The 26,854-nt window shown below is 66.8% G+C and carries 23 protein-coding genes and 1 other RNA gene; 15 read left to right on the forward strand and 9 right to left on the reverse strand.

Going from position 1 to position 26,854, the window contains the following annotated elements; genetic code table 11:
- Positions 1-15: 15 nt before the first annotated feature.
- Entirely contained in the window at positions 16-855 is an 840-nt protein-coding gene (locus J1M43_RS08200; RefSeq protein WP_033107162.1) for an aldo/keto reductase, read from the reverse strand.
- A 49-nt stretch (positions 856-904) separates the two neighbouring features.
- On the opposite strand from J1M43_RS08200, the gene J1M43_RS08205 reads away from it, so the two are divergent.
- The 4 genes from J1M43_RS08205 (at position 905) to rnpB (ending at position 4,151) form a co-directional block, all read left to right on the forward strand.
- Positions 905-1,282 carry a YchJ family protein gene (locus J1M43_RS08205; RefSeq protein WP_033107345.1) on the forward strand — a complete coding sequence of 126 codons (378 nt, stop codon included), beginning with the start codon at positions 905-907 and terminating at the stop codon, positions 1,280-1,282.
- A 41-nt stretch (positions 1,283-1,323) separates the two neighbouring features.
- Positions 1,324-2,055, forward strand: a complete 732-nt coding sequence (locus J1M43_RS08210; protein WP_033107161.1) for a zinc ribbon domain-containing protein — start codon at positions 1,324-1,326, stop codon at positions 2,053-2,055.
- The gene (locus J1M43_RS08215) at positions 2,052-3,746 is read left to right on the forward strand and encodes a bifunctional 3'-5' exonuclease/DNA polymerase (RefSeq protein WP_307823337.1); all 1,695 of its coding nucleotides are present in this window, start codon (positions 2,052-2,054) and stop codon (positions 3,744-3,746) included. The genes J1M43_RS08210 and J1M43_RS08215 overlap by 4 nt, the downstream gene beginning before the upstream one ends.
- Before the next feature lie 14 nt (positions 3,747-3,760).
- An RNA gene (gene rnpB, locus J1M43_RS08220) (RNase P RNA component class A) lies at positions 3,761-4,151 on the forward strand.
- Positions 4,152-4,199: 48 nt separating this feature from the next.
- Here the strand turns inward: rnpB and ppgK are convergent.
- Positions 4,200-4,958, reverse strand: coding sequence for a polyphosphate--glucose phosphotransferase (ppgK, locus tag J1M43_RS08225; protein ID WP_033107159.1), 759 nt, complete (start codon positions 4,956-4,958; stop codon positions 4,200-4,202).
- A gap of 92 nt (positions 4,959-5,050) precedes the next feature.
- Here ppgK and J1M43_RS08230 point away from each other — a divergent pair, with 92 nt between their 5' ends.
- Genes J1M43_RS08230 through J1M43_RS08245 form a run of 4 tightly spaced genes read left to right on the forward strand, consistent with a single transcriptional unit; the run spans position 5,051 to position 10,566 of the window.
- Complete coding sequence (locus J1M43_RS08230; RefSeq protein WP_206476448.1) at positions 5,051-5,287, forward strand: SPOR domain-containing protein; 237 nt, start codon at positions 5,051-5,053, stop codon at positions 5,285-5,287.
- 10 nt (positions 5,288-5,297) lie between these two features.
- Complete coding sequence (locus J1M43_RS08235) at positions 5,298-6,635, forward strand: glutamine synthetase family protein (RefSeq protein ID WP_033107158.1); 1,338 nt, start codon at positions 5,298-5,300, stop codon at positions 6,633-6,635.
- A 4-nt stretch (positions 6,636-6,639) separates the two neighbouring features.
- Entirely contained in the window at positions 6,640-9,615 is a 2,976-nt protein-coding gene (locus tag J1M43_RS08240) for a bifunctional [glutamine synthetase] adenylyltransferase/[glutamine synthetase]-adenylyl-L-tyrosine phosphorylase (RefSeq protein ID WP_206476449.1), read from the forward strand.
- A gap of 36 nt (positions 9,616-9,651) precedes the next feature.
- Entirely contained in the window at positions 9,652-10,566 is a 915-nt protein-coding gene (locus J1M43_RS08245; RefSeq protein ID WP_206476450.1) for a diacylglycerol kinase family protein, read from the forward strand.
- A 6-nt stretch (positions 10,567-10,572) separates the two neighbouring features.
- On the opposite strand, the gene J1M43_RS08250 is transcribed toward J1M43_RS08245, so the two are convergent.
- Both J1M43_RS08250 and glnA read right to left on the reverse strand, forming a co-directional pair.
- Complete coding sequence (locus J1M43_RS08250) at positions 10,573-10,884, reverse strand: hypothetical protein (RefSeq protein WP_033107155.1); 312 nt, start codon at positions 10,882-10,884, stop codon at positions 10,573-10,575.
- Positions 10,885-10,971: 87 nt separating this feature from the next.
- Entirely contained in the window at positions 10,972-12,396 is a 1,425-nt protein-coding gene (gene glnA / locus J1M43_RS08255) for a type I glutamate--ammonia ligase (protein WP_033107154.1), read from the reverse strand.
- A 121-nt stretch (positions 12,397-12,517) separates the two neighbouring features.
- Here glnA and J1M43_RS08260 point away from each other — a divergent pair, with 121 nt between their 5' ends.
- A complete protein-coding gene (locus J1M43_RS08260) occupies positions 12,518-12,913 on the forward strand; it encodes an RDD family protein (RefSeq protein WP_206476451.1) in 396 nt (131 codons plus the stop codon).
- Between the two features lie 29 nt (positions 12,914-12,942).
- Here J1M43_RS08260 and J1M43_RS08265 read toward each other — a convergent pair whose 3' ends face one another.
- Positions 12,943-13,431 (reverse strand): ATP-dependent zinc protease, encoded by a 489-nt coding sequence (locus tag J1M43_RS08265; protein WP_033107343.1) that lies wholly within the window; start codon positions 13,429-13,431, stop codon positions 12,943-12,945.
- A gap of 17 nt (positions 13,432-13,448) precedes the next feature.
- Here J1M43_RS08265 and J1M43_RS08270 point away from each other — a divergent pair, with 17 nt between their 5' ends.
- On the forward strand, positions 13,449-14,633 hold the full coding sequence (locus J1M43_RS08270; protein WP_033107152.1) for a RimK family alpha-L-glutamate ligase: 1,185 nt from the start codon (positions 13,449-13,451) through the stop codon (positions 14,631-14,633).
- A 178-nt stretch (positions 14,634-14,811) separates the two neighbouring features.
- On the opposite strand, the gene J1M43_RS08275 is transcribed toward J1M43_RS08270, so the two are convergent.
- Positions 14,812-15,522 (reverse strand): DUF4191 domain-containing protein, encoded by a 711-nt coding sequence (locus J1M43_RS08275; protein ID WP_033107151.1) that lies wholly within the window; start codon positions 15,520-15,522, stop codon positions 14,812-14,814.
- 146 nt (positions 15,523-15,668) lie between these two features.
- Here J1M43_RS08275 and J1M43_RS08280 point away from each other — a divergent pair, with 146 nt between their 5' ends.
- Positions 15,669-17,129 carry a hypothetical protein gene (locus J1M43_RS08280; RefSeq protein WP_033107150.1) on the forward strand — a complete coding sequence of 487 codons (1,461 nt, stop codon included), beginning with the start codon at positions 15,669-15,671 and terminating at the stop codon, positions 17,127-17,129.
- A gap of 13 nt (positions 17,130-17,142) precedes the next feature.
- On the opposite strand, the gene sucB is transcribed toward J1M43_RS08280, so the two are convergent.
- From sucB to J1M43_RS08295, 3 genes are all read right to left on the reverse strand, one after another.
- Positions 17,143-18,999, reverse strand: a complete 1,857-nt coding sequence (gene sucB / locus J1M43_RS08285) for a 2-oxoglutarate dehydrogenase, E2 component, dihydrolipoamide succinyltransferase (RefSeq protein ID WP_206476452.1) — start codon at positions 18,997-18,999, stop codon at positions 17,143-17,145.
- 65 nt (positions 19,000-19,064) lie between these two features.
- Positions 19,065-20,438 (reverse strand): dihydrolipoyl dehydrogenase, encoded by a 1,374-nt coding sequence (gene lpdA / locus J1M43_RS08290; RefSeq protein ID WP_206476453.1) that lies wholly within the window; start codon positions 20,436-20,438, stop codon positions 19,065-19,067.
- Positions 20,438-21,913, reverse strand: coding sequence for a leucyl aminopeptidase (locus tag J1M43_RS08295; RefSeq protein ID WP_033107147.1), 1,476 nt, complete (start codon positions 21,911-21,913; stop codon positions 20,438-20,440). Before J1M43_RS08295 ends, lpdA begins: the two co-directional genes overlap by 1 nt.
- A 102-nt stretch (positions 21,914-22,015) precedes the next feature.
- On the opposite strand from J1M43_RS08295, the gene J1M43_RS08300 reads away from it, so the two are divergent.
- The 4 genes from J1M43_RS08300 to murJ all read left to right on the forward strand — a co-directional run bounded on the left by J1M43_RS08300 (position 22,016) and on the right by murJ (position 26,794).
- Positions 22,016-22,960 carry a proteasome assembly chaperone family protein gene (locus J1M43_RS08300; RefSeq protein ID WP_206476454.1) on the forward strand — a complete coding sequence of 315 codons (945 nt, stop codon included), beginning with the start codon at positions 22,016-22,018 and terminating at the stop codon, positions 22,958-22,960.
- 182 nt (positions 22,961-23,142) lie between these two features.
- Entirely contained in the window at positions 23,143-24,420 is a 1,278-nt protein-coding gene (locus tag J1M43_RS08305; RefSeq protein ID WP_206476455.1) for an RNA polymerase sigma factor, read from the forward strand.
- The gene (locus J1M43_RS08310; protein WP_206476456.1) at positions 24,417-25,142 is read left to right on the forward strand and encodes a coenzyme F420-0:L-glutamate ligase; all 726 of its coding nucleotides are present in this window, start codon (positions 24,417-24,419) and stop codon (positions 25,140-25,142) included. The genes J1M43_RS08305 and J1M43_RS08310 overlap by 4 nt, the downstream gene beginning before the upstream one ends.
- A gap of 59 nt (positions 25,143-25,201) precedes the next feature.
- A complete protein-coding gene (gene murJ, locus J1M43_RS08315) occupies positions 25,202-26,794 on the forward strand; it encodes a murein biosynthesis integral membrane protein MurJ (RefSeq protein WP_033107143.1) in 1,593 nt (530 codons plus the stop codon).
- Positions 26,795-26,854: the final 60 nt, after the last annotated feature.

Here is a 26,854-nt window from a genome sequence, read left to right on the forward strand (position 1 = left end):
CCGGGTGGCCGGCGCTCAGGACTCCTCGTGCGTCCTCGGGTCGGCGTCGAAGAGGCGGCCGTCCGGCCGACCCAGAGCAGTGATCGCGGCGACCTCGGCGTCTTCCAGGACGACGGATGCTGCGGCGAAGTTCGCGCGCTGGTGCTCCAGCGACGACGCCTTCGGGATCGCCACGCTCTCACGCGCGACATGCCAGGCGAGCACGGCCTGCGCGGGCGAGATGTCGTGGGCCGCTGCGACCTCGACGATCACCGGCTCCTCCAGCAGTGCCTTCGCGCGGCCGAGGGGACTCCAGGCCTCGGTGATGATGCCGTGCTCCAGGTGATAGGCGAGCTGCTCCTCCTGCGGGAAGTACGGATGCAATTCGATCTGGTTCACGACCGGGCGCACGCCCGTCTCGTGCTCGAGCCGCTCGAGGTGCTCCGGCAGGAAGTTCGACACGCCGATCTGTCGCACCACGCCGCGCCGCTGCGCATCCACGAGCTCGGCCCACGCCTGCACATACTCGTCCTGACTGGGGTTCGGCCAGTGGATGAGGTGCAGATCGGTGGCATCGAGCCCGAGTCGGAATCGGCTCTCCTCGATGCTCGTTCGTGCCTTCTCCGCCCGGTGGTGCCGGCCGGGCAGCTTCGTGGTGACGATGACCTCTGCGCGGTCCGTCGCAGCATCCGCCACGCCACGGCCCACCGTGCCTTCGTTCTCGTAGTTGAACGCGGAATCGACCAGGCGATAGCCGGCGTCGATTCCTGCGGCGATCGCGGCCGCACCCTCGGCGCCGTTGAGGCGGTACGTTCCCAGCCCGATGGCGGGAAGGGTGAAGCCGTTTTGGGCTGTGCGCGTGGGCAGAGCGGTCATCGAGGTCTCCTTCGAGGTCTGGAATCAGCGTACGCGGCACAATGGACTCATGCGATGTCCCTGCCTGTCCGGCGACACATTCGAGACGTGCTGCGCTCCGCTGCTTGCCGCAGAAGCGACCGCGCCGACTGCAGAGCGCCTCATGCGGTCGCGATTCACGGCGTTCGCGGTCGGCGATGCGCCGTACCTGCTGCGCTCATGGCATCCGTCGACCAGGCCGAGAGATCTCGAACTCGACACCGACATCCGCTGGACGCGGCTCGACATCCTGGAGACCGAGGCCGGCGGTCCGTTCGACACGAGCGGGATCGTGTCGTTCGAGGCGTTCTACCGCGAGGGCGGAGTACAGGCGTCGATGAAAGAGCGCAGCCGCTTCGTGCGTGAGGACAGGATGTGGTCGTACGTCGACGGCGCGCCCGTCGAATGACGCGATCGTCGGATGTCCACGGGCGCGGGTAAGTTGGAGATGTGAACGCCACCCCCGAGCATCAGCGCCTCCTTCTCGACGTCGCCGACCTGGATCGCCGCATCCAGCAGGCCGAGCGCGCGCGCACGACGCCGGCGCAGGGCCCCCGCATCAACGAGCTCGCGAAGGAGCGCCAGGAGCAGCTTCGAGAGCTGACGATCCTGACGGGTGCACGTGACGACGCTCGCACGGAGCTCGCCCGGTTGGAATCCGACGTGAAGCTCGTCGAGCAGCGCCGCACTCGCGACACGGAGCGGTTGGCTGCGTCCTCGAACGCGAAAGACGCCCAGGCCCTCGAGCACGAGCTCGCGAGCCTCGCCAAGCGCGTCAGCGACCTCGAGGACATGGAGCTCGAGGTCATGTCGCGCGTGGAAGAAGCCGAGGCTGCCGTCGCCACGCAACAGGCGCTCATCGACGTGACCACGGCAGAGGGAACCGAGCTCACCACGCAGGCGAAGGCCGCGGTGGCGGCTGCCGCGACCGAGGTCGAACACCTGACCCGCGATCGCGCTGCGATCACCGCAGACATGCCTGCAGAGCTGGTCGCGGACTACGATCGTCGCGCCTCGCGCGGCATCGGTGTCGGTCTGCTGCTCCGGGGCACGTGCGAGGGCTGCCGCATGATGTTGTCGGGAACACACCTCAAAGAGGTCCGCCAGGCCGCGCCCGACGCGGTCGTGTCGTGCCCTGAGTGCGGCGCCATCCTGGTGCGCACCGACGAATCAGGCCTGTGAAGGCGGCGTCCGCATCGGACGCGAGATTTCTGCTGGCGTCCGTCGGCGGCGGTGACTACGTCGCCATCGAGCTCGACCCCGGCGGCGAAGAACGAGAACGTGTAGAGCTCGCGGGTTCTGACCTCGTCGATTGGGTGCGCGGGGTCGAGCAGAGCAGATCGCCGCGTTGGGTGATCCGCAGCGCGAGAGAGCTGTATCCCCGGATGCTGGCGGCCGGCGTCTTCCTGACGAGGTCGCATGACCTGCTGCTGTGCCATGCGATCCTTCGAGACACCGATCGTGTCGCACGCCCGCTCGCACCGTCAGAGGACTGGCTTCCGCGCGAACCCGATGCCGGAGAACCGGCGCTGTTCGACCTGCTCGCGCGGCCCTCCGGCGATTCCGTGGACGACCTCCTCGAGCAGTACCGCGAGCAGTGCCGCGTGATCGCCGCTGACAAGACGGGGCGACTGCCGCTGCTGTGCGCGGCAGAATCCGCCGGCGGGCTGATCGCCGAGGAGATGCGAGCGGGCGGACTGCCGTGGGATGGCGAGGCGCACGACCGCATCCTCGTCGACGTGCTCGGTCCGCGGCAGCCGGGCGGCGAACAGCCCGCCCGCATGGCCGAGCTCGCAGAGAAGGTGCGCTTCCACCTCGGTGACCCTCAGCTCCATCTGGACAGTCACGTGAAACTCCTCCGAGCCCTGCACCGTGTGGGCGTGAACGTCGAATCGACGAGCCAATGGGAGCTGAGCGACGTCACGCACCCGGTGATCGAGCCGCTGCTGGCGTACAAGAAGCTCTCGCGCCTCATGAGCGCGAACGGCTGGGCGTGGTTGTCGGAATGGGTGCACGCCGGCCGATTCCGTCCCGTGTACATCCCAGGAGGGGTCGTCACCGGCCGCTGGGCGTCGTCGGGTGGGGGAGCGCTGCAGATCCCGCGGATCCTCCGCCCTGCGGTGCAGGCGGACGAGGGCTGGATGCTGGTCGTCGCGGATGTCGCTCAGCTCGAGCCGCGCATGCTGGCGGCGATGGCCGGCGACAAGGCCATGGCAGAGGCGGCGCGCGGTCGCGATCTGTATGCGGGTGTCGTCGCATCAGGGGCGGTGGCGACGCGCGAAGAGGCGAAGTACGCGGTGCTCGGAGCGATGTACGGAGCGACGACGGGCGACAGCGGTCGCTTGGTTCCGCGACTGCGCAAGGTCTATCCGCGAGCGATGCGCCTCGTGGACGACGCGGCGCGCACAGGAGAGGACGGCGGTGTCGTGTCGACGAACCTCGGCCGTTCCTCGCCTCGCCCCGATGCCGCATGGCAGGCGGCGCAGAGCGAGGCCAGCGGCGCCGACGCCGATCCGGTCGAGGTGAAGCGCGCGCGGCAGAGTGCGCGCGAGCGCGGCCGTTTCACCCGCAACTTCGTGGTGCAGGGCACCGCAGCCGAGTGGGCGCTGATCTGGCTGGCGGAGATCCGTCATCGGCTGCGCAGCCTTCCCGAAGCGACGACGGCGGCCGCGGCATCCGGTCCCTTCGCTCGCAACGCGCACCTCGCCTTCTTCCTGCACGACGAGGTGATCCTGCATGTGCCGGCCGAGTCGGCGGATGCCGCGGCAGAGGCCGTGCGCCAGGCGGCGGCCGTGGCCACCCGGCGTCTATTCGGCGAATTCCCGATCGATGTTCCTCTCGACCTGCAGATCGTGCAGACGGCGGAGAAGTAGACTGAGCATGCGAATGGGTCGGCCAGACGGTCGCGTTGCGGGAGACCGCACCGAGGAACGTCCGGGCTCCACAGGGCAGGATGGTGGGTAACACCCACCCGGAGCAATCCGCGAGAAAGTGCCACAGAGAGTAGACCGCCGCGTCGATCCCTGAGCTTGTCGAAGGGGTCGAAGCGGTAAGGGTGAAAGGGTGGTGTAAGAGACCACCGGGGGTCATGGTGACATGACCCGCCAGGTAAACCTCGTCCGGAGCAAGGTCAGACAGAGGATGTTGACGCGGCTCGCCGAGTCCTCGGGTAGACCGCTGGAGCGGCACGGCAACGTGTCGCCGAGAGAGATGGCCGTCGAAGGGATCCCTCGAGAGAGGCCCCGGAACAGAACCCGGCGTACAGGCCGGCCCATTCGTGCTTCGACAGGCTCAGCAACCGAACGGTCACTGAGCCTGTCGAAGTGTCAGTCGGCTGCGAGCGACGCGGCGCCGATGATTCCCGACGAGTTGCGGTGGATGGCCGGGATGATCGGCGTGTTCAGTTCGAGCAGCGGGATGAACTTCTCCGGGTGCTTGGACACGCCTCCGCCGACGACGAACAGATCAGGGCTGAACAGGAACTCGACGTGCGAGAAGAACACCTGCAGGCGCGCCGACCAGTCCTCCCAGGACAGCTTCTCGCGCTCCATCGCCGAGTACGCCGTCCACGTCTCGATGGAGGCGTCCTTGATGGTCGTGCCGTTGTAGAGCAGGTGCCCGAGCTCCGTGTTCGGCAGCAGCACGCCGTCGTAAAGGAACGCCGAGCCGATGCCGGTGCCGAGCGTGGCGAGGATCGTGAGGCCGTCGACGTCTCGCGCAGCACCGTGTCGCACCTCGGCGACGCCGGCGGCATCCGCGTCGTTCACGAAGGTGATGTGACGGCCGAGACCGTCCTCGAAGAACTTCTCGGCCTCGAAGCCGATCCACTTCTCGGAGACGTTCGCTGCAGACAGGGTCTTGCCGTTCTTCACGATCGCGGGGAAGGCCACGCCGAGAGGAAGATCCGAATCCCGTACTTCGAGCGTGTCGAGCACCTCGTTGACGGCCTTGAGCACGTCTTCAGGCGCTGCGCCCTTGGGTGTGTCCACCCGGACGCGATCCGAATCGAGCGCACCCTTCTTGAGGTTGACAATGCCTGCTTTGATGCCTGTGCCGCCGATGTCGACGCCGATCGCTTTTGCCATGGTCAATAGCCTAGCGAGCACGCGAGACGACAGTAGGATCGTGACAGAAGCTTACGAAGGGAGCGGCCATGTCTCGCGGTGAGGATTCATACATGTCCAGCGGGGAGCGCAAGTACTGGTACAACACCAGCACCGGCCAGGTGGAGCACGGCTACGAGTCGCCCGCTGTCGACCGAATCGGTCCCTTCGACACCGCCGAGGCGGCTGCGGGTGCGCTGGACCTGCTGCGCGCGCGCTCGGAGGCGTGGGCGGTGGAGGAAGCCATCGACGAGGACTGGCGCAAGGCGACCGACGTGCACAAGGCGACCGACGCGGATGGGAAGCACTAGTCATATGGGAATGGACAAGCAGCGGGACTTCGTGCTGCGCACGATCGAAGAGCGCGGCGTGAAGTTCGTGCGCCTCTGGTTCACCGACGTGATCGGCACGCTGAAGTCCGTGGCCATCGCTCCCGCCGAGGTCGAGGGCGCGTTCGCCGAGGGGATCGGATTCGACGGCTCCGCGATCGAGGGCCTCACTCGCACGTACGAGTCCGATCTGCTCGCGCAGCCCGACCCGACGACCTTCCAGACGCTGCCGTGGCGCGGCGAGGTCGACCCGACCGCTCGCATGTTCTGCGATCTCACCACCCCTGACGGCCAGCCCGCTGTCGCCGACCCGCGGCACGTGCTCAAGCGCACGCTCGCCAAGGCCGCCGATGCCGGCTTCACGTTCTACACTCACCCCGAGATCGAGTTCTACCTGCTCAAGTCATCGGTGATCGGGCCCGAGGGCCCTGTTCCCGTCGACTCCGCAGGATACTTCGACAACGTGCCGGGTGGGACGGCGCACGACTTCCGCCGACGTTCGGTGCGGATGCTGGAAGACCTGGGCATCTCGGTCGAGTACAGCCACCACGAGGGCGGGCCTGGTCAGAACGAGATCGACCTGCGTTACGCGGACGCGCTCACGATGGCCGACAACATCATGACGTTCCGCACGGTCGTCAAGGAGGTCGCGATCGAGCAGGGCGTGTACGCCACGTTCATGCCGAAGCCGATGAGCGACCAGCCAGGCAGCGGCATGCACACGCACATGTCGCTCTTCGAAGGCGATCAGAACGCCTTCTGGGAGGAGGGTGCGCAGTACCAGCTCTCCAAGACCGGGCGGCACTTCATCGCCGGCCTCCTCAAGCACGCCAACGAGATCGCCGCCGTCACGAACCAGTTCGTGAACTCGTACAAGCGGCTGTGGGGCGGCGACGAGGCGCCCAGCTTCGTGACCTGGGGCCACACCAACCGCTCCGCCCTCATCCGCGTGCCGATGTACAAGCCGCACAAGAGCCAGTCCTCGCGTGTCGAGTACCGGGGCCTCGACTCGGCAGCCAACCCGTATCTCGCGTACGCGCTGCTGCTCGCCGCCGGCCTCAAAGGCATCGAGGAGGAGTACGAGCTGCCGCCCGAGGCCGAGAACAACGTGTGGTCGCTGAGCGACGCTGAGCGCCGCGCGCTCGGTTACTCCTCGCTGCCCGCCAGCCTCGACCACGCCCTCGAGTACATGGAGTCATCCGAGCTCGTCGCCGAAACGCTCGGCGAGCAGGTGTTCAACTACGTGCTGCTCAACAAGCGCAAGGAGTGGGAGGCCTACCGCGGCCAGGTCACCCCGTTCGAGCTGAAGAGCAACCTCGAGCTTCTCTGAGCCGATGGCTCGATCGGGCTCCACCTCTTCACTGTCGTCACTGGCACGGGTCGGTTTCACCGGCCTGAGTGCTGCCGCCGAGGTGCTCGACGAGTTGTCGACGCTGACCGGCATCGAACGCTCGACACTTGTCGACGGCGTCGTCGCTGCCGATCCCGACGGCGCTGCCGGTGGGATGCTCAAGGTCGCGCGCCGCGATCCTGACGCACTGAAGCGGGTGCTGCGCGATGAGGAAGCCCGTGGCGTCTGCTGGCGCGTCTTCGGCGCATCGAGTGGTCTGGCCGACTTCTTCCTCCGGCATCCGGACCAACTGTCCGTGCTCACCGAGGTCGGACCACTCGTGCCGAGCGCGGCAACGCTGCAGGAACGCCTGCTCGACTCAGTGGGCGCGAAGGACGGTTTCGCCGATATCGCGGACGATTCCGCAGTTGTCGCGCTGCGGATCGCATACCGCCGCTCGCTGGCGGAGATCGCCGCCGTCGATCTGTCAGCGCCCGAACCCGCGTTGCGGATCGCTGCGGTGTCCGCTGCGCTCGCGGATGCCGCCGGCGCGGCACTGGAGGCGTCGCTCGCTGTCGCACGCACCAGGGTCGCCGTCACCCGTCCGCGCGAGGAGGTCGCTCTCACCCGCCTGTCGATCATCGGGATGGGTAAAGCCGGCGCACGCGAACTCAACTATGTGAGCGACGTCGATGTGATCTTCGTCGGTGGCACGGCAGACGAAGAACGCCTCGAAGAGGGACGCTCGATCGACATCGCCACGAAGCTCGCGATCGAGACGATGCGCGGGCTGGAGGGCGTCGAGGTCGAACCTCCGCTGTGGGAGGTCGACGCGAACCTCCGGCCGGAGGGCAAGCAGGGCGCGCTGGTCCGCTCTCTCGGCTCGCACCTCGCGTACTACGACCGGTGGGCGAAGAGCTGGGAGTTCCAGGCCCTCCTCAAGGCTCGGCCACTCGCAGGAGATGCCGGCCTCGGAGACGCATACATCGAGGCCGTGCAGCCGAAGATCTGGTCGAGCGCCGCTCGCGAGAACTTCGTCGACAGTGTGCAGCGGATGCGTGAGCGCGTGACTGAGCACATCGGTCCTGAAGACGCCACGCATCAGATCAAGCTCGGCGTCGGCGGGTTGCGGGACATCGAGTTCACCGTGCAGCTTCTGCAGCTCGTGCACGGTCTCACCGATCCGAGTCTGCGTACGCGAGGAACCCTGGAGAGCCTGGACGCTCTCGTGGCGGGCGGCTACATCGGCCGGGAGGACGCCGCGACCTTCGCATCCGACTACCGGACGCTCCGGCTGCTGGAGCACAGGCAGCAGCTGCGCGAGCTTTCCCGCACGCATCTGATGCCGAGGACGCCAGACGGATTGCGCATCCTCGCCAGGGCCACCGGACTGGCCGACACCGGCGACGGCATCTGGGCGCTCTGGGAGAGTGTGCGCCGTGAGGTGCGCGACATCCACACCCGCCTGTTCTACCGACCGCTGCTGAGCGCGGTCGCCGCGCTGCCGGAAGAGGAGCGCACGCTCTCGACAGCGCAGGCTCATGATCGTCTCGCCGCCATCGGCTTCCGCGACGCCGCGGGCGCTCTGCGTCATATCGGCGCGCTCACCTCCGGGATCAGCCGCAAGGTCACGATCCAACGTCATCTCATGCCGATCATGGTGCGCTGGTTCGCCGACGGCAGCGACCCCGACTACGCGCTGCTCGCCTTCCGCAGGATCAGCGAGAGGCTGGGAGACACCTCCTGGTTCCTCCGGATGCTGCGCGATTCCTCAGGCGCAGCCGAGAGCCTCACGCGGCTGCTTTCGGCATCGCGGTACATCGGCGAGCTCATGGAGTGGATCCCGGAGTCTGTCGCGTGGTTGGACAGCCCCGAGCGGCTGCGCCCGCGCGCCGCGTCTCAGCTCTACGAAGAGGCTCGGGCGATCCAGACGAGGCACAAGTCGGTGGCGCCCGCCCTGAAGGCGGTCCGTGCGCTGCGGCGCCGCGAGCTGCTCCGCACGGCGATGGGCGCCGTGCTCGATGTGCTGACGATCGAAGAGATCGCGACCTCTCTCACCGCGATCACCGACGCGACCATTCAGGCAGGACTGCGTGCGGTACGGCGCGAGGTGGTGCCCGCGGAGGACGACGACCTCGACTTCGCCGTCATCGGCATGGGGCGTTTCGGCGGAGCCGAACTGGGCTTCGGGTCGGATGCCGACATCCTCTACGTGTACGACGCGAACGGCATCGATCCGCAGCGCGCGCAGACATTGTCGACGCAGCTGGTCTCCGGCCTCCGCGAGCATCTGACCGACCACCGTGTGCCACTCGATCTCGACGCCGACCTGCGTCCTGAGGGACGCCAGGGCCCTGTGGTGCGATCGATCGCCGCGTATACGGAGTACTACCGGCGTTGGTCCGTGTCGTGGGAGGCTCAGGCGCTGCTGCGCGCACGCGGTGTCGCCGGCAGCGGGCAGCTGATCACGAAGTTCATGAGTCTGGCAGACAGCATCCGCTATCCGGAACAGGTCGACCAGCAGGGGCTGCGCGAGATCAAGCGGATCAAGGCCCGCGTCGAAGGGGAGCGGCTTCCCCAGGGTGCCGACCCCCATCGACATCTCAAACTGGGCCCGGGTTCGCTCAGCGACGTCGAGTGGCTGGTTCAGCTCGTGCAGCTGCAGCACGCTCACGCCGTGCCTGCGCTGCGAACGACATCCACTCTGGACGCCCTTCACGCGGCGGTGGATGCGGAGCTGGTGCCGGCCGACGACGCGGAGAAGCTGCGTGAGGCGTGGCTGCTGGCCAGCCGGCTGCGTTCCGCGATCACGCTGCGCACCGGGCACACCGCCGACATGCTCCCGGCCGACCGTCGGGAACTGGATGCACTCGGCCATCTGCTCGGCTATCCGGACGGCTCGGCCACGGCCGTGGAAGAGGACTATCTCGGCGTCACCAGACGCGCTCGACGAGCGTTCGAGAACCTCTTCTACGGCTGAGTTGCGCAATCACCTCCGCTGGCTCAGGCTGAGCACATGACAGCGACGAAGATCGGCATCATCTGGAACCCGTCGAAGATCGATGAGGACGTACTGCGATCGGCAGTCGCTGAGGCGCTGGACAGCGACGTGCAGTGGTGGGAGACCAGCGAGGACGACCCTGGACTCGGGATGGCGAAGGAAGCCGTCGCCGCCGGATGCGGCACCGTGATCGCGGTCGGCGGAGACGGCACCGTGCGTGCGGTCGCCGAGGCGCTGGCCGGCACAGAGGTCGTACTCGGCATCGTGCCTCAGGGCACAGGCAACCTGCTCGCCCGCAACCTCGAGGTGCCGTTGGACGACATCCCCGCGGCGTTGGCCCGGATCAGCCGTGGCGAGCCCCGCACGATCGACCTCGGCTGGGTGAGCATGAACGGCGAGGAACGCGCCTTCACCGTGATGGTCGGATTCGGCATCGACGCGCAGATGCTCGTGGAGACGGACGACGATCTGAAGGACCGCGCCGGCTGGCTCGCGTACGTCGAGGCGATGGGCCGCGCCATGGCCGGCACCGAGATGACCGGGATCACGCTCGCGCTGGACGGGGGAGACGCGCAGGAGGTGCGCGGTCACACCCTGCTGATCGGCAACTGCGGCATGGTGCAGGGCGGGGTACGCCTGCTGCCGGACGCCAAGCTCGATGACGGTCTGCTCGACCTGCTGCTGGTGAGCGCCGACGGCGCACTGCAGTGGCTCGACACCGTGCGCTCAGTCGTCTGGGACAACGGCATCCGTCGCCTGCTCACTCGTGACGAGACCGCGGTCAGCACCGAATCCACTCGTCACCTGACCGCTGAGCGCATCAGCGTCGAGCTCGAGCAGCCGCTGGCCTTCGAGGTCGACGGCGAGGAACTGGGTGACGTGTCATCATTCGAGGTGCGCATACAGGCGGGCGCACTCAGGGTGCACTGAACGCCGTCATTCGACCTCCACACGGACGAGATGGTCGAGGACCAGCTCGCCGGTGGCGTTGGTCGCGTGCATCGTCTCTTCCAGTCGCTTCGGGTCGATCGGGGGCAGTTCAGCGCTGTCGAAGATGAACAGCAGAGGGACTGCGGGGTGGATCCACGCGCTCATCCGTCCACTGGGCTTGCCGTCGAGGGGCAGCCACGTCATCATGAAGCTCTCCTGGCGACGCAGCTTCGTCGCCACGACGACCTTCAGGTGTGCCAGTGTCTCGTCTTCGATGCCGATCGCCTCGGCGGTGTGGTCGTACTTGAGTCTGCCCATACTGCACCTTAACGCGCGCCCGTGAACATCAGAAGAGCCCATTCCGCGATGGTGCGGAATGGGCTCTTCTGGACGTGCTGAGCGGTGTCAGACCCCGTAGTACAGCTCGTACTCGAACGGGTGCGGGCGCTGCGCCATCGGCAGGATCTCGTTCTCGATCTTGTACGAGATCCAGGTCTCGATGAGCTCGGGCGTGAAGACCCCGCCTTCGAGCAGGAACTGGTGGTCGTCGCGGAGCGCGTCGAGCGAGTCCAGCAGCGAGTTCGGCACCTGCGGGATGTTCTTGGCCTCCTCGGGGGGAAGCTCGTAGAGGTCCTTGTCGACCGGCTCGTGCGGCTCGATGCGGTTCTTGATGCCGTCGAGGCCGGCCATCAGCTGCGCCGCGAACGCGAGGTACGGGTTGCCGGAGGCATCCGGAGCGCGGAACTCGATGCGCTTGGCCTTGGGGTTCGAACCCGTGATCGGGATGCGGATCGCAGCCGAGCGGTTTCCGGCCGAGTAGACAAGGTTGACCGGTGCTTCGAAGCCCTTGACCAGGCGGTGGTAGCTGTTCAGCGTCGGGTTCGTGAAGGCCAGCAGCGCCGGTGCGTGCGCGAGGATGCCGCCGATGTACCAGCGGGCGATGTCGCTGAGCTGACCGTAGCCTGCCTCGTCGTAGAACAGCGGCTTGCCGTCGCTCCACAGCGACTGGTGCGTGTGCATGCCTGAGCCGTTGTCGCCGTAGAGCGGCTTCGGCATGAAGGTAGCCGACTTGCCCCACTGCTCTGCGGTGTTCTTGATGATGTACTTGAACTTCAAGATGTCATCCGCCGAGTGCACCATGGTGTCGAAGCGGTAGTTGATCTCCTGCTGGCCGCCAGTGCCGACCTCGTGGTGCGATCGCTCGAGGATGAAGCCTGCCTCGATGAGCTTGAGGGTCATGTCATCGCGCAGGTCAGCGGTCTTGTCGACCGGGCTGACGGGGAAGTAGCCGCCCTTGTACGGGGTCTTGTTGCCGAGGTTGCCGCCTTCTTCTTCGCGGCCCGTGTTCCACGCGCCCTCTTCGGAGTCGACGCTGTAGAAGCTCGAGTTCGAGGTCACGGAGTAGCGGACGTCATCGAAGATGTAGAACTCCGCTTCGGGAGCGAAGAAGGCGGTGTCGGCGATGCCGGTCGAGACGAGGTACTTCTCGGCCTTCTTTGCGACCTGACGCGGGTCCTTCGAGTAGATCTCGCCGGTGCGCGGGTTGTAGATGTCGAAGATCATCACCAGCGTGCTCGCCTCGCGGAACGGATCCATGTATGCGGTCGAGACATCGGGGATGAGCTGCATGTCGGACTCGTGGATGCTGGCGAATCCGCGGATCGACGAGCCGTCGAACAGTTGGCCGTCTGTGAAGAACGCCTCGTCGACCGTCGACGCAGGGATGTTGAAGTGCTGCTGGACACCGGGCAGATCAGTGAAACGGATGTCAAGGAACTTGACGTCGTTCTCCTTGATATAGCTCAGAACCTCGGACGAATCGGTGAACATTTATCACTCCAGATGATGCGGATCGGGGCCTTGAAGGCTGCAAGCAGGCTATGTCCGAGGGGTTACCCGGCCATGTCCTCTATGTTTCCGCCATGTTACAGACCGCCGATACACTGGATGTGTGACGGATGCTGAGAACACGTACCCCGGCGAACGTCTAGGGCTCCCTGTGAGCGGTACGCGCAGCATCGCTCGCGCCGGCAGGCGCATCGGCGCTCTCGTCATCGACTGGGCCGCAGCGGTGATCATCTCGATCGCTTTCTTCCAGTACGACGCGATCGCCACGCTGGTCGTCTTCGCCGTCGTGCAGATCGTGTTCATCCCGACGATAGGCGGCAGCCCCGGGCACCGCATCCTGGGTATGCGCCTGGTCATGCTCGGTGGCGGATGGGTGGGGCTGTGGCGTCCGATCGTGCGGACACTGCTGCTCGTGCTCGTGATCCCGGCCGTCATCTGGGATCCGGATCAGCGCGGCCTGCACGACAAGGCCGTCGGCACGGTACTGATCCGCGCCTGAACTGATCCGCGCCTGACGCTCGGGCGCTGTCAGCTGCGCCCGCGATTGCGCCGGCGGGTCTCTTTCGGCGCACGACCGCCGAGGAACGAGCGTGCCGGGTCCACGATGAAGCCGCGTCGCAGCGCCTCGCGACCGATCAGCATCCGAAATCCCATCTCGTCACGATTGCTGAGCGTGACCTCCGAGATGACCAGCTGGTCGACGATGCGGATCGCCAGCAGCACGACCAGCCGGTGCTGCGCGTGTCCTGAGGAACTGCGCACCGCCCGTCTGTCATGGACGGGACATTCGACGATCGTGGCGTCCGCGTTGGTGTGCTGCCAGGGGTTCACCCTGAATCGCACCCATGCCTCGCCCTCTCGCTCGAACTCTTCCACGTCGAACGCGTGCAATGACGACGTACGCGCGCCGGTGTCGACCTTGGCTTTGATCCAATCGACGCCGGCGTCGGGCAGGCTCACCCATTCACGCCACCCCGTAAGAGTGTTTGAATGAGATGTCTTGGTCACTCGATACATCTTGGCAGGAAACATACGTGAAGCTCGCAGTTCTCTCCCGCGCTCCGCAGGCGTATTCGACGCAGCGCCTCCGCGCGGCCGCTCTTCAGCGCGGCCACAACGTCAAGGTGCTGAACACGCTGAAGTTCGCGATCGATCTGACCGCGGACGAACCCGACCTGCATTACCGCGGCCGTCCGCTGAGCGACTACGACGCGATCCTGCCCCGTATCGGCAGTTCGATCACCTACTTCGGCACCGCCGTGGTGCGCCAGTTCGAGCAGATGGACGTCTACACGCCCAACACGGCGAACGGCATCTCCAGCGCCAGGGACAAGCTTCGCGCGAATCAGATCCTCTCCCGCCACAACATCGCGATGCCGGCCACCGCTTTCGTGCGCAACCGCGCTGACGTGCGTCCGGCCATCGAACGCGTCGGCGGCGCACCAGTGGTCATCAAGCTTCTGGAGGGAACGCAGGGCATCGGCGTGATCCTCGCCCCGCAGGTGAAGGTCGCCGAGGCGATCATCGAGACGCTGCATTCCACGAAGCAGAACGTCCTCATCCAGAAGTTCATCGCCGAGAGCAGGGGCCGCGACATCCGTGCGCTCGTCGTCGGCGACCGTGTCGTCGCAGCGATGCGCCGCGTCGCCGCCGGCGACGAGTTCCGATCCAACGTGCACCGAGGCGGCAGCGTCGAGCGTGTGCAACTCGACCCGGCCTACGAGCAGGTGGCGGTGCGATCTGCGCAGATCATGGGACTGCGGGTCGCCGGCGTCGACATGCTCGAGGGCGACGACGGACCGCTGGTGATGGAGGTCAACTCCTCGCCCGGCCTTCAGGGCATCGAGCAGGCGACGAATCTGGATGTCGCCGGCGCGATCATCGATCACATCGCAGGCCAGGTCGCATTCCCTGAGATCGACGTGCGCCAGCGATTGACGGTCTCGACGGGGTACGGAGTGGCCGAGCTGCTCGTTCACAACGCCGCCGAGCTCGTCGGCAGGACTCTGGGGGAGTCAGGCCTGTGGGAGCGCGACATCACGGTGCTGACGCTGCACCGCGGGGTCAGCGTCATCCCGAATCCGCGCAAGCACGTCGTGCTCGAGGCCGATGACCGGCTGCTCTGCTTCGGCAAGCTCGAGGAGATGCGCGGAATGATCCCCGAGCGCCGCCGTCGCAGGGCCAAGGTGCGTCGTCTGCCCAAGGAACCGCTGAGCTGACGGCCGCAGTCGATCCTGAGCTTGGGCCGGTCCCTGAGCCGGGGCCGCTCCCTGAGCCGGGGCCGCTCCCTGAGCTTGGGCCGGTCCCTGAGCCGGGGCCGGTCCCTGAGCCGGGGCCGCTCCCTGAGCCGGGGCCGCTCCCTGAGCCTGTCGAAGGGAAGGCGCTTCGACAGGAGGCTCAGCGCGGACGCTGAGCGCGGACCTTCGTCGGGTCGATGCCCTTGGGGATCGGCAGTGACGAGACCGACTGCGAGACGGAGTCGATGCGTCGGATCACGGCGGCCATCGTCGTCTTGTCGATCTTCTTCGGCAGCTTCTTGATCGTCTTCGAAAGATCGGCGATCGTGACTTCGTCCTCGCCGTGGCCCACGTAGAACACATGCACGGGAACGCCGTTCGCGACGCGCTGCGCCTTGCTGCGCTCCTCGTTCACGAGGCGGGTGAGGCGGCCTCTGGCGCCCTCGCCGACGACGACGATGCCACCTCGCCCGATCGCCCGGTAGACCGCTTCCTGCGTCTTGGGGTTGATGCCGACGGGGGTGTCGGAGGACTGCCAGTTGCGGCCGAGGCTCGTGCTGAGCACGTGCCCTGAAGCGCCGGGCATGCCGTCGATCTTGGCGTACATCGCGCTGGTCGACAGGCGGGTCATCAGGAACAGCGAGCCCAGCACACCGAGCATGAGGCCGGTGATGGCCCAGAGTACGAGAGTCCACACCTGGAACGGTGGGATGAGGTAGCCGACCACGAGACCGAGCAGGATGCCGGCGACGAGGATGGCGATCTGCGCCCACGGAAGCCAGCTGTACACCTCACGTGTGAACCTGAAGAGGGACTTGATCTGGGAGAAGAACCCCGGTCGCTTCTCGGGTTCTGGAGCACGCTTAGCCATGGAGACAAGACTACCGAGTCCGTGCGCTCCTCACGTGCGCGTTCGCGGGCGGCGCACTCGTTCTGCACATCGGCGAAATCCTCGAATCTGTCCACACTCGCCCTACGTCGACGCTGCGCGCGGCCGCGTTGCGCTGTGATGGTTCGATGACCGAGACGGATGCTTCTGCCGACCGTGCCTCCCTTGTGCCGGGGGTGCATCGCCTGATCAGAGCGATCGACGGCAAGGAAGGCCCGTTCCCCGGCGCCCTCGTCGCATACGACGACGCGGTCGCCGTATGCGTCGATATCGAGCGGCTCGGCGACTGGGACGGCTGGGCCTTCTCAGATGCCGAGCACGTATGCGGCGCGCTCGACATCAGACGACGTGCCGATGGGCATGACGTTCTGCTGCCGTGGTGCACGCAACGCGTGGAGGCCTTCCTCGGGCGCAGAGACGCCTCTGATTCGCCCCTCACCCCCGGGGAATTGGGCACGCTCGTCGTCAGCCTGCTGCGTGGAGTGCGGGAGCTCGGAACGGATGCTGAAGCGGTGGGCGAGTGGTGGTTGACCGTCGACGGTCGCCCGCTGTTCGTCCATGGCGACGGCGGGAGCGCGCGTGCGCGCACGGCTGCACTCGTGGAGCGCATGCTGCGACAGCAGTCCGATCGCGGCACGGTGCGCATCCTGCAGGAGGCTGCGTCCGCGCTGCGCCAGCCGCGCCACCCCGCCGACGACGATCGCCGCTGGGAGCAGGAGCTCTTCGCGCGCGCCGCGCCGCGAGCTCTGCAGATCGACGTGTTCGCACCGGAGCGCGTGAGCGCCATCTCTCCGAGGCTCGTCGCTGCAGATGCGGCGTCAGACGACACGGGCCGATCGCATCGCCGCGATGTGGCCGGTGAGACCCGGAGCAGGCGATCGAAGAGGAAGGAGCGGCCCGAGCGGCCCGAGGCAGGTGCCGTACGCGTGCTGCGCTCTCTGTCGGAGATCGTACGCATGCGCATGGAGCGTATGCGTGAGCGGCCGCCCAGGCGAACGCTGCTGCATGCGAAGGCGGAAGAGACCGGCAAGCCGAAATCCTCGCGCCGCCGCGCCTTACTGCTCGCCGGCGCACTCGGCGCGATCGTGCTGATCGTCGGACTGCTCTGGCCTGGTGACGATGGCGATGCGCCCGCCGAAGCGGCATCGCGGAAGGCGCCGGCGGTATCGGAACAGGACGAAGGGGCTGATCGCGCGGCAGAGGACCTCAGCGATGCCGACGAATCGAAGACGTCGACGCCCGGCCCGACGCCGACAGGGCCGGTATCGGACGAGGGCACTGCGCCGGATGCAGGTACGGCGCTGGATGCGGTGCCGCGACTGCTCGATGCGATCAGCGGGTGCGTAAAGGACATCGCGGAGGACTGCGCCGGTGCGGTCGCGGAAGGTGGCAGGATCCCCACCGAGGGCGTTGCGAGCCTTGGTGCGTCCGAGAGTACGGCCGCACTGGTGGACGACTACGGCGATGTGGCCGTGATCCGGCTGACTCCGGTGGACTCCGCGATGATCGAGCAGATGATGGTTCTCGAGCGCCGAGACGACATCTGGCTGGTGCGCGACGTGTATGACGTCGCGCACCAGCCAGACTAGGTGCGAGCGGTGCTCAGGCGCCGAGGTTCGCTGCGAAGTCCGCGCCCTCGAGGCGGGTCTTGATCGCTCCGAGGAAGCGAGCAGCATCCGCTCCGTCGATGATGCGGTGATCGTACGACAGTGCGAGATAGACGTACGAACGGACGGCGATCGCGTCGATGCCGTCGACCTTGACCAGCCCTGGGCGCTTGACGACCGTTCCGGTGCCGAGGATGGCGGACTGCGGCAGGAACACGACAGGCGTGTCGAACAGCGCTCCACGAGAACCGGTGTTGGTCAGCGTGAAGGTGCCGCCGGCGAGCTCGTCGGGCTTCAGCTTGTTGTCGCGAGAACGTGCAGCCAGATCAGCGATCTCGTGCGCGATCTGCGCGAGGTTCTTCGTCGCGGCGTCGCGCAGCACGGGGGTGAGCAGTCCACGCTCCGTGTCGACGGCGATCGAGACGTTCTCGGTGTCGGGGTAGACGATGCTCTCACCGTCGACCGTCGCGTTGATGATCGGGAACGCCTGCAGCGCTTCGGCTGCGGCCAACGCGAAGAACGGCAGGAAGGAGAGCTTGTCGCCCGTCTTCTGGTTGAACTCCGCCTTGACACTGTCGCGGTAGTTCGCGACGTTCGTCACATCGACCTCGACGACCGTGGTGAGCTGAGCCGTCTGCTGCATCGACTCGACCGCACGCTTGGCGACGACCTTGCGCAGGCGCGACATCGGCTGCGTGGTGCCGCGCAGGGGCGACACTTCGAGCGGTGCGGCTGCGGGCGCTGCAGCGGCGGCAGCCGCGGGGGCGGCCGGCTTGGATTCTGCGGCCTTGAGGACATCCTCCTTGCGGATTCGTCCTCCCACGCCGGAGCCCTTGACGCTCGAAAGGTCCACACCCTGCTGTGACGCGAGACGGCGCACGAGCGGGGTGACGTAGACGTTGTCACCGTCGGTCGAGGCCGGCGCCGACTCGGCGGATGCCGGGGCCTGAGCCGGGGCCTGAGCCGGGGGGGCAGACGGAGCCGATGCGGCGGCGGGTGCTGCCTCAGGGGCAGGTGCGGGCGCAGCTTCTGCCGGTGCCGGAGCGGCGGGAGCCTCGGCAGCCGGTGCCGGCGTAGCCGGTGCGGGAGCCTCGGCAGCCGGTGCCGGCGTAGCCGGTGCGGGAGCCTCGGCAGCCGGTGCGGCCTGCGGTGCAGGAGCAGCCGGAGCCTCAGCAGCGGGCGCTGCCGAAGGCGCGCCGGAACCGACGCGTGCGAGCACGCTGCCTACGGCGATGGTCTCGTCTTCGGCCGCGAGGATCTCCTGCAGCACGCCGGCGACCGGGGAGGGGATCTCGGTGTCGACCTTGTCGGTCGAGATCTCCAGCAGAGCCTCGTCGACGGCGATCTCGTCGCCGACCTGCTTCAGCCAGCGGGTGACGGTGCCTTCGGTGACGCTCTCGCCGAGCTCAGGGAGCACGATGTCCGTGGCGTCGGAGGAAGCGGCAGGTGCTGCTTCGGCGGCAGGCGCTGCTTCTGCGGCGGGCGCTGCTTCCGCGGCAGGCGCTGCTTCTGCGGCGGGCGCGGCCTCTGCCGCAGGTGCGGCCTCTGCGGGAGAGGCTTCTGCCTCCTCAGGTGCGGCGGCCTCGGGGGCATCCGCAGCCGGTGCCGAAGCGCTGCCGTCGCCGATCCTGGCGAGCAGAGCGCCGACCTCGACGGTCTCGTCCTCGGCGACCAGGATCTCCTCGATCACGCCTGCGACGGGCGAAGGGATCTCGGTGTCGACCTTGTCGGTCGAGATCTCGAGCAGGCCTTCGTCCGCCTGTACGGTGTCTCCCACCTGCTTCAGCCAGCGGGTGACCGTACCCTCTGTGACGCTCTCACCGAGAGCGGGGAGGACCACGGATGTGCTCATGACGGAGTCTCCTTCAAGAATGTTTGTGACATGTTCAGCTTAGTGACCCTGACACCGGTTGGTGTTCAGAGGGCGTGCAGTGGTTTTCCGGCGAGGGCGAGGAATGCCTCGCCCAGGGCCTCGCTCTGCGTCGGATGCGCATGGATGAGCGGGGCGATGTCTTCGGGGTGGGCCTCCCAGGCGACGGCGAGCTGACCCTCTGTGATGAGCTCGCCGACTCGATCGCCGAGCAGATGCACACCGATCACCGGTCCGTCCTTCAGCCGCACGACCTTCACGAGCCCGGCGGTGCCGATGATCTCGCTCTTGCCGTTGCCCGCCAGGTTGTACTCGTACGAGACGACGGCATCCGCACCGTGCGCGGTGATCGCGGCCTGCTCGGCCACGCCGACGGACGCGACCTCCGGGTTGCAGTACGTGATCTTGGGAATCTGGGATTCGGGGATCGAAGCGGGCGAGAGGCCGGCGATCCGCTCCGCGACGTCGATGCCCTGCATGAAGCCGCGGTGCGCGAGTTGCAGACCGGGGACGATGTCGCCCACCGCCCAGAGACCGGCGACGCCCGTGCGCAGTTCCTCGTCGACCGTCACGAAGCCGCGATCGAGTGTGACACCGGCTTCCTCGAAGCCGAGATCGGCCGTGACGGGACCGCGTCCGACGGCGACCAGCAGATAGTCGCCGGTGAACGTCTTGCCGTCCTCCAGTGTGACGGTGACGCCCTGGTCATCCTGCGTCGCCGTCTGGAATCGGGTGCCGAGCGAGTACGCGATACCGCGGCGTCGGAACGCGCGCTCGAGACCCTTGCTCATGGCGATGTCCTCGTTCGGGACCAGATGCTCCAGCGCCTCGATGATCGTCACCTCGGCGCCGAACGAGCGCCACACGCTCGCGAACTCGACGCCGATGACGCCGCCGCCGAGCACGAGTACGCGCTCGGGGATGACGTCGAGTGCGAGTGCCTGCTCACTGGTGATGACGCGGCCGCCGATGTCGAGTCCCGGCAGCGAGCGGCTGTACGAACCGGTGGCGAGCACCACGTCCGCACCGACGTAGACGTCATCGCCGACGCTCACACTGCGGTCGGCGTTCAGCCGTCCGAAGCCCGCGACCGTGGTGATGCCCCTGGCCTTGATGAGGCCCTCGAGCCCCTTGAACTTCTTGGCGACGATGTTCTCGCGGTAGGTGCGCACCCCGGCCGCATCGACACCTTCGAACGTCGCGGAGACTCCGACGGATGCCGCATCGCGCACATGCTCTGCGACCTCGGCGGCGTGCAGCAGCGCCTTGGTCGGGATGCATCCGCGATGCAGGCAGGTCCCGCCGACCTTGTCCTTCTCGATCAGCGCGACGGTCTTGCCCAGTTCAGCAGCGCGCAGCGCCGCGGCATAGCCGCCGCTGCCGCCACCGAGTACGACGATGTCGAACGTGTGCGTGGTCATCATGCCTCCTGTGCGCGTGCCTCGGCGAACGCGACGAGCGAACGCACCGTCGCACCCGTCGGGCCCTTGTCTGTGAATCCGTACGGTGAGCTGGCGTGCTCGGCGGAGCCGGCGACGTCCAGATGCACCCAGGGGATGCGCGGCGCATCGTCCTCGTCGCTGGTGCGGCCGATGAACCGCTGCAGGAAGAGTCCTGCGAACATGGTGCCACCGGCGCGGTCGCTCATATTGGCGTTGATCATGTCGGCGATGGGGGAGTCGAGCGAGTCCTGCATGTACTCGGGCAGCGGCAGCGGCCAGGCGAGCTCGCCCGCCTGCTCCGACACCGTCAGGTACTCGGCCACCGCCTCGTCATCGCCCATGACACCGGTGTGCCGGTGGCCGAGCGCCACGAGCACGGCGCCGGTGAGCGTCGCGACGTCGAAGATCACATCAGGATGCTCGCGGCTCGCGGCGACGAGGCCGTCGGCCAGCACGAGGCGCCCCTCGGCATCCGTGTTCAGTACCTCGACGGTCGTGCCGTCCAGCATCCTGAGCACGTCTCCAGGGCGCGTCGCCTTTCCGGAGGGCATGTTGTCGGTGATGCACATCCATGCGGTGACGCGCATGGGCAGCTTCAGCGTCGCGATCGCGCGCAGTGCGGCGAGCACGGTGGCCGACCCCGCCATGTCGAACTTCATGCCGACCATGGATGCCGCGGGCTTCAGCGAGAGCCCGCCGGTGTCGAACGTGATCCCCTTCCCGACGAGGGCGATGTGACCTGTGGCGTCGGCTGGTGCATAGTCGAGGCGGACGACACGTGGCGGCCGATCAGAGCCCTGAGCGACGCCGAGCACTCCACCGAAGCCCTGCTCGGCGAGAGCCTTCTCGTCGAGCACGTCGACCGTGACATCGAGATCTGCGACGGCGTCGACCGCGCTCTGCGCGAGCTCTGCAGGGCTCTGCCACTCGGCGGGCACCGAGACGAGGTCCTTCACGAGCGCGAGCGCGTCCCCGAGGATCCGGGCTCGGGAGACGTCCTCATCCGAGAGCGACGCACTGTGCACAATGACTTCGCCCGCACGCGACTTGCCGGGCTTGGCGCGATACCCCTCGAAGCGGTAGCCGCCGAAGACGGCGCCCTCGGCCGCTTCGGCGGAGAACTGATCGAGATCGCCCGCGAGGCCGAGGGCGACGTGATCGAATCCGGTCAGCGTGCGAAGCGCAGCCCCGGCGGCATCGCGCACCGCAGCCCCGTCAGGGGTGCTTCCGGCGCCGACGACGGCCAACGGAAGCGACGTCAGCGCAGGAAGATGAATGCGGGCGAACGCCGCAGCCGATCCGGTGAAGCCGATCGCGGCGAGCACCTCAGCCAGGCCCGGATAGTCCTCCAGCGCTTCCGGGAACGCCGCGGTGTCCGGAACGACGAGCACTGCAGCGTCGGCAGCGCTCCCGGGGAATCGGTCAACGGTGTGCGAGAGCGCAGGAAGCGTCATGGTCCCATCCTAGGCTCGACGCGACAGCCGCTCCTCGATTCTGTTCGCTGTGAGCATGACTCCGCCGCCCCTGGCACCATCCGCTCCTCGTAGCATGGAAGCATGCCCGTCTCCGGAGAGCTGTACGAACGCGTCGCCAACGCCCCTGCCGTCCCTCAGGGGCTGCCCCTCGTGATCCTGCTCACCGGATTCACGGATGCCGGTAACGCCGTTTCCGGGCTCATCGATCATCTGCGGGACGTGTCCGATCCGCAGCCAGTGATGGTCTTCGACAACGATCTGCTGCTCGATTACCGGGCGCGTCGTCCGATCGTCGTGTTCGAGCAGGACCACCTCACGGAGTTCCGTCCGTCGAGGCTCGAGCTGTCGCTCGCGCACGACACCCTCGGACAGCAGTTCCTCCTCCTTGCCGGGTACGAGCCCGACTTCGCGTGGAACGCGTTCAGCGACAGGGTTCTCGGCCTGGCCGAGGAGTTCGGCGTCTCGGGCGTCAGCTGGGTGCACTCGATCGCGATGCCGGTGCCGCACACCAGGCCGATCAGCACGACGGTCAGCGGGAATCGCAAGGAGCTCACCGCGAGCCTCTCGGTCTGGCGCCCTCGCACCCAGGTGCCCGCGACAGCCGGCCATCTGCTGGAGTACCGCTTCGCCGAGCGCGGCGACCGCATCGTCGGCTTCGTGCTGCTCGTGCCCCATTACCTCGCTGAGACGGAGTATCCGGATGCCGTGATCGCTGCGGCTGACCGCGTGATGGGCTCGACCGGAATCGTGCTGGCGCTCGATGATCTGAGAGAGAGCCGCGAGGAGTACCTCACCAAGGTCAACGAGCAGGTCGCAGGAAACGACGAGCTGCGACAGATGGTGCACACGCTTGAGAATCGCTACGACGCATACATGGCCGGCCGTGATCCCGAGGACATGGATCGCTACGACGAGGGCGGTTTCGACGAACGCGATCTGCCCAGCGCGGACGAGCTCGCCGCAGAACTCGAACGCTATCTGGCGACTCGTCGTCCGGGTGACGAGGACAAGCGTCCTCGAACCTGAGCGGCGTGATCACCGGCAGGGCAGAGCGAGGGGCGCGAGTTGCATCCGCACCCCCATTGGTGTGCGATACTGGTAATCCGACCCGTTGTCAATCATTCGCCGCAAGGCTGATGACTTGACAAGGGTCTTACTAGTGTCCGAAATGTCCCGGGGCGGGCGCGCTGCCCCGTGAAAGGCGAAACGTGACTCCTGCCGCGACCAAGAACTCCCGGACGACGAAGACGAAGACCGCAGCCGAGGCTGCTTCGACCGACGCCGTCGAGCCGGAGACCACTCCTGCCGCAAAGAAGCCGGCAGCCAAGAAGGCTCCCGCAGCACAGAAGGCTCCCGCAGCCAAGAAGGCCCCTGCTGCCAAGAAGGCGCCGGTACGGCGTAAGAAGGCCGACGACGTCGTAGAAGAAGACACTCCCGACGGACTCGTCGCCGACGATGCGGACGACGACGACAAGAAGCCGGCATTCACCGAGCCGCTCCCGACGGGTGCCATCGTCCTGACGTCCAAGGACGAAGACGATGTACCGGTCTACTCGACGCAGATCACCGGCGCCACCGCCGACCCGGTCAAGGACTACCTGAAGCAGATCGGCAAGGTCGCACTCCTGAACGCGGCCGAAGAGGTCGAGCTCGCGATGCGCATCGAGGCTGGCCTGTTCGCCGAGGAGAAGCTGTCGAACATGACGGCTGCCGAGAAGACCGGCCAGCTCGGTCTCGACCTGCAGTGGGTCGCCCGTGACGGACACCGCGCGAAGAGCCACCTGCTCGGCGCCAACCTCCGCCTGGTCGTCTCGCTCGCCAAGCGCTACACCGGCCGCGGTATGCAGTTCCTGGATCTCATCCAGGAGGGAAACCTGGGTCTGATCCGTGCGGTCGAGAAGTTCGACTACACCAAGGGCTTCAAGTTCTCGACCTACGCCACCTGGTGGATCCGTCAGGCGATCACTCGCGCTATGGCCGATCAGGCCCGCACGATCCGCATCCCGGTGCACATGGTCGAGGTCATCAACAAGCTCGCCCGCGTGCAGCGGCAGATGCTGCAGGATCTCGGTCGCGAGCCCACGCCGGAAGAGCTCAGCCGCGAACTCGACATGACGCCTGAGAAGGTCGTCGAGGTGCAGAAGTACGGTCGCGAGCCGATCTCGCTGCACACACCCCTCGGCGAGGACGGCGACAGCGAGTTCGGTGACCTCATCGAGGATACCGAGGCTGTCGTCCCGGCCGACGCCGTGGGCTTCACGATGCTGCAGCGTCAGCTCGAGCAGCTGCTCGACTCGCTCTCCGAGCGCGAGGCAGGAGTGATCCGCATGCGCTTCGGTCTCGGCGACGGTCAGCCCAAGACACTCGACCAGATCGGCGACACGTTCGGCGTCACGCGCGAGCGCATCCGCCAGATCGAGTCGAAGACGATGGCCAAGCTGCGTCACCCGAGCCGCTCGCAGTCGCTGCGGGACTACCTCGAATGACCCAGGAGAACGCGGGCACGGAGAACGACGGTAGGGCGAACGGCGGCAAGACTCTCGAGACGAGCGTCGACGGCAAGAAGTACGCCCGCATTCCGCTGCGCACGCGCGTGGTCATGCCCGAGGACGACATCGACCAGATCGTCACCGAGTACGCGACGGATGCCGTGCAGCCAGGCGACCTGCTTTTCGTCACAGAGAAGATCGTCGCGATCACGCAGGGACGCTCCTACCGTCTCGACGAGATCCAGCCGCGCAAGCTCGCGCTGTTCCTGTCGAAGTACGTCACCCGCACGCCGTACGGCATCGGTCTCGGCATGCCCGAGACGATGGAGATGGCGCTGCGGGAGTGCGGCACCCCGCGCATCCTGCTCGCGGCCGCCGTCGCAGCGGTGACGAAGGCGTTCGGGCGCAAGGGCGACTTCTACCGCATCGCCGGTGACAAGGCTCGAGCGATCGACGGACCGACTTCGCACACGATTCCGCCGTATAACGAGGCCGTCGTGCTGGGCCCGAAGAACCCGCGCCAGGTGGCGTCGCATCTCAAGGCACTCATCGGAGGCAAGGCCGATGTCGCGGTCGTGGACATCAACGACCTGGGTGGGAACATCCTGGGATCCACGCTCGACAAGGCCGGCGAACTGCGTCTCGTGCGTATCCTGAAGGACAACCCGCTCGGACAGGGACGCGAGTCCACCCCGATGGGCATCATCCGCACCGTCTGAGATCGCACCGTCTGACGTCGGATCACCGACGACGGTCGCGGAGGGGAATCACCACACGCATGGGACTCGGTCGCGCCAGCGCCATGATCGCGGCGGGTACGCTCACGTCGCGCATCACCGGGCTGCTGCGCACAGTCGTGCTCGTTGCAGCGGTCGGTTCTCTCGGTCGGGTCGGCGATGCTTTCGCGACGGCGAACGCGCTGCCCAACGGCATCTACCAGGTGATCTCGGCAGGAGTCCTCACCGGCGTCATCGTGCCTCAGGTGGTGCGGGCCACTGCGCAGAAGGACAGCGGGCACGCGTTCCTGGCGAAGCTGCTCACCCTCGGGTTCGTGCTCGTCGCGGGCGTCACGGTTGTCGCGTTCTTCTGTGCTCCGCTGCTCGTGAGGCTGTTCGCATCGGCCGGGTTCACGCCGGAACAGCTTGATCTCGCGACACAATTTGCGTATTGGTGCATCCCGCAACTGTTCTTCTACGGAATGTTCGCGCTGCTCGGCGAGATCCTCAATGCCCGCAAGATGTTCGCCCCGTACGCCTGGGCGCCGATCATGAACAACGTCGTCTCGATCGCCGGATTCCTGGTCTTCATGACGCTGTTCGGATCTGACCTCAATGAGATCTCGGCATGGAATTCGACGATGGTGATGGTCCTCGCAGGCACCGCCACCCTCGGCATCGTCGCGCAGACCGTGGTGCTGATCTTCTTCTGGCGCAAGGCCGGCATCCCGCTGCGACTCGATTTCCGCTGGCGGGGCATGGGTCTCGGACACATGCGCACGCTGGCGACGTGGACCTTGCTGACCACCCTCATCGGTCAGCTCGTCGGCATCGTGCAGACGCAGACGCTCTCAAAGGCTTCCGGAGATCACGCATCCGTGTTCGCCTCGCAGAACGCCTGGCTGGTATACATGGTGCCCTACTCGATGATCATCCTCGCGATCGGTACGCCCTATTTCACGCGCATCAGCGAGCACGCCGCTGCCAAGCGCGACGTGGAACTGCGCGGTGACATCGCGCAGTCGATCCGCATCCTCGGGCTGTTCATTCTCGTCGCGACTGCGGCGGTCGCGGCGGCGGCAGCGCCTGCGTCTCGGGTGTTCAGCAACAGTGCGGACGCGGCACTGGCCGTTGCTCCCGTGCTGCTGGCCTTCCTGGTGAGCCTGTTGCCGATGGCAGTGCTGTTCATCGTGCAGCGAACGTTCTACGCCTACGGCGATGCGCGTACGCCGTTCATCTTCACGGTTGTGCAGGCCTCTTTGGTACTCATCTTCACGATCGTGGTCGCGTTCACGGTCCCAGTTGAATGGCGGGCCGCGGCAGTTGCGCTGGTTCAAGCGTGTTCTGGGATCGTGCAGACAGTGCTTGCGACGATCCTGCTTCGTCGTAAGATCGGTCCGCTCGGACTCGGCAGTACGTGGAGGGCGCTTGTCCGCTTCGCTCTTATGGCGATTCCCGCGGGTGCCGCCGGCTACGGGGCGTACCTGCTGAGTGGGGGAGCGGACGGCTGGATGCTCCAGGACAAGCTCTGGGGAGCGCTCGGCGCTGTCGTGATCGCTGCCGTAGCTGGCGCGGTGTACCTGCTGCTGTTGTTCCTGTTCCGCGTTCCGGAGCTGAGGGTTGCGATCGACACGGTGCGGAACCGTCGCAGCTGATCCGAGTCGGGGTACGTTGCGACTCGCCTGCGGCTCGCTCAACGCGTTTCGTCACCTCGA

This window comes from Microbacterium sp. KRD172 (assembly GCF_017168295.1).
GTDB lineage: Bacteria > Actinomycetota > Actinomycetes > Actinomycetales > Microbacteriaceae > Microbacterium > Microbacterium profundi.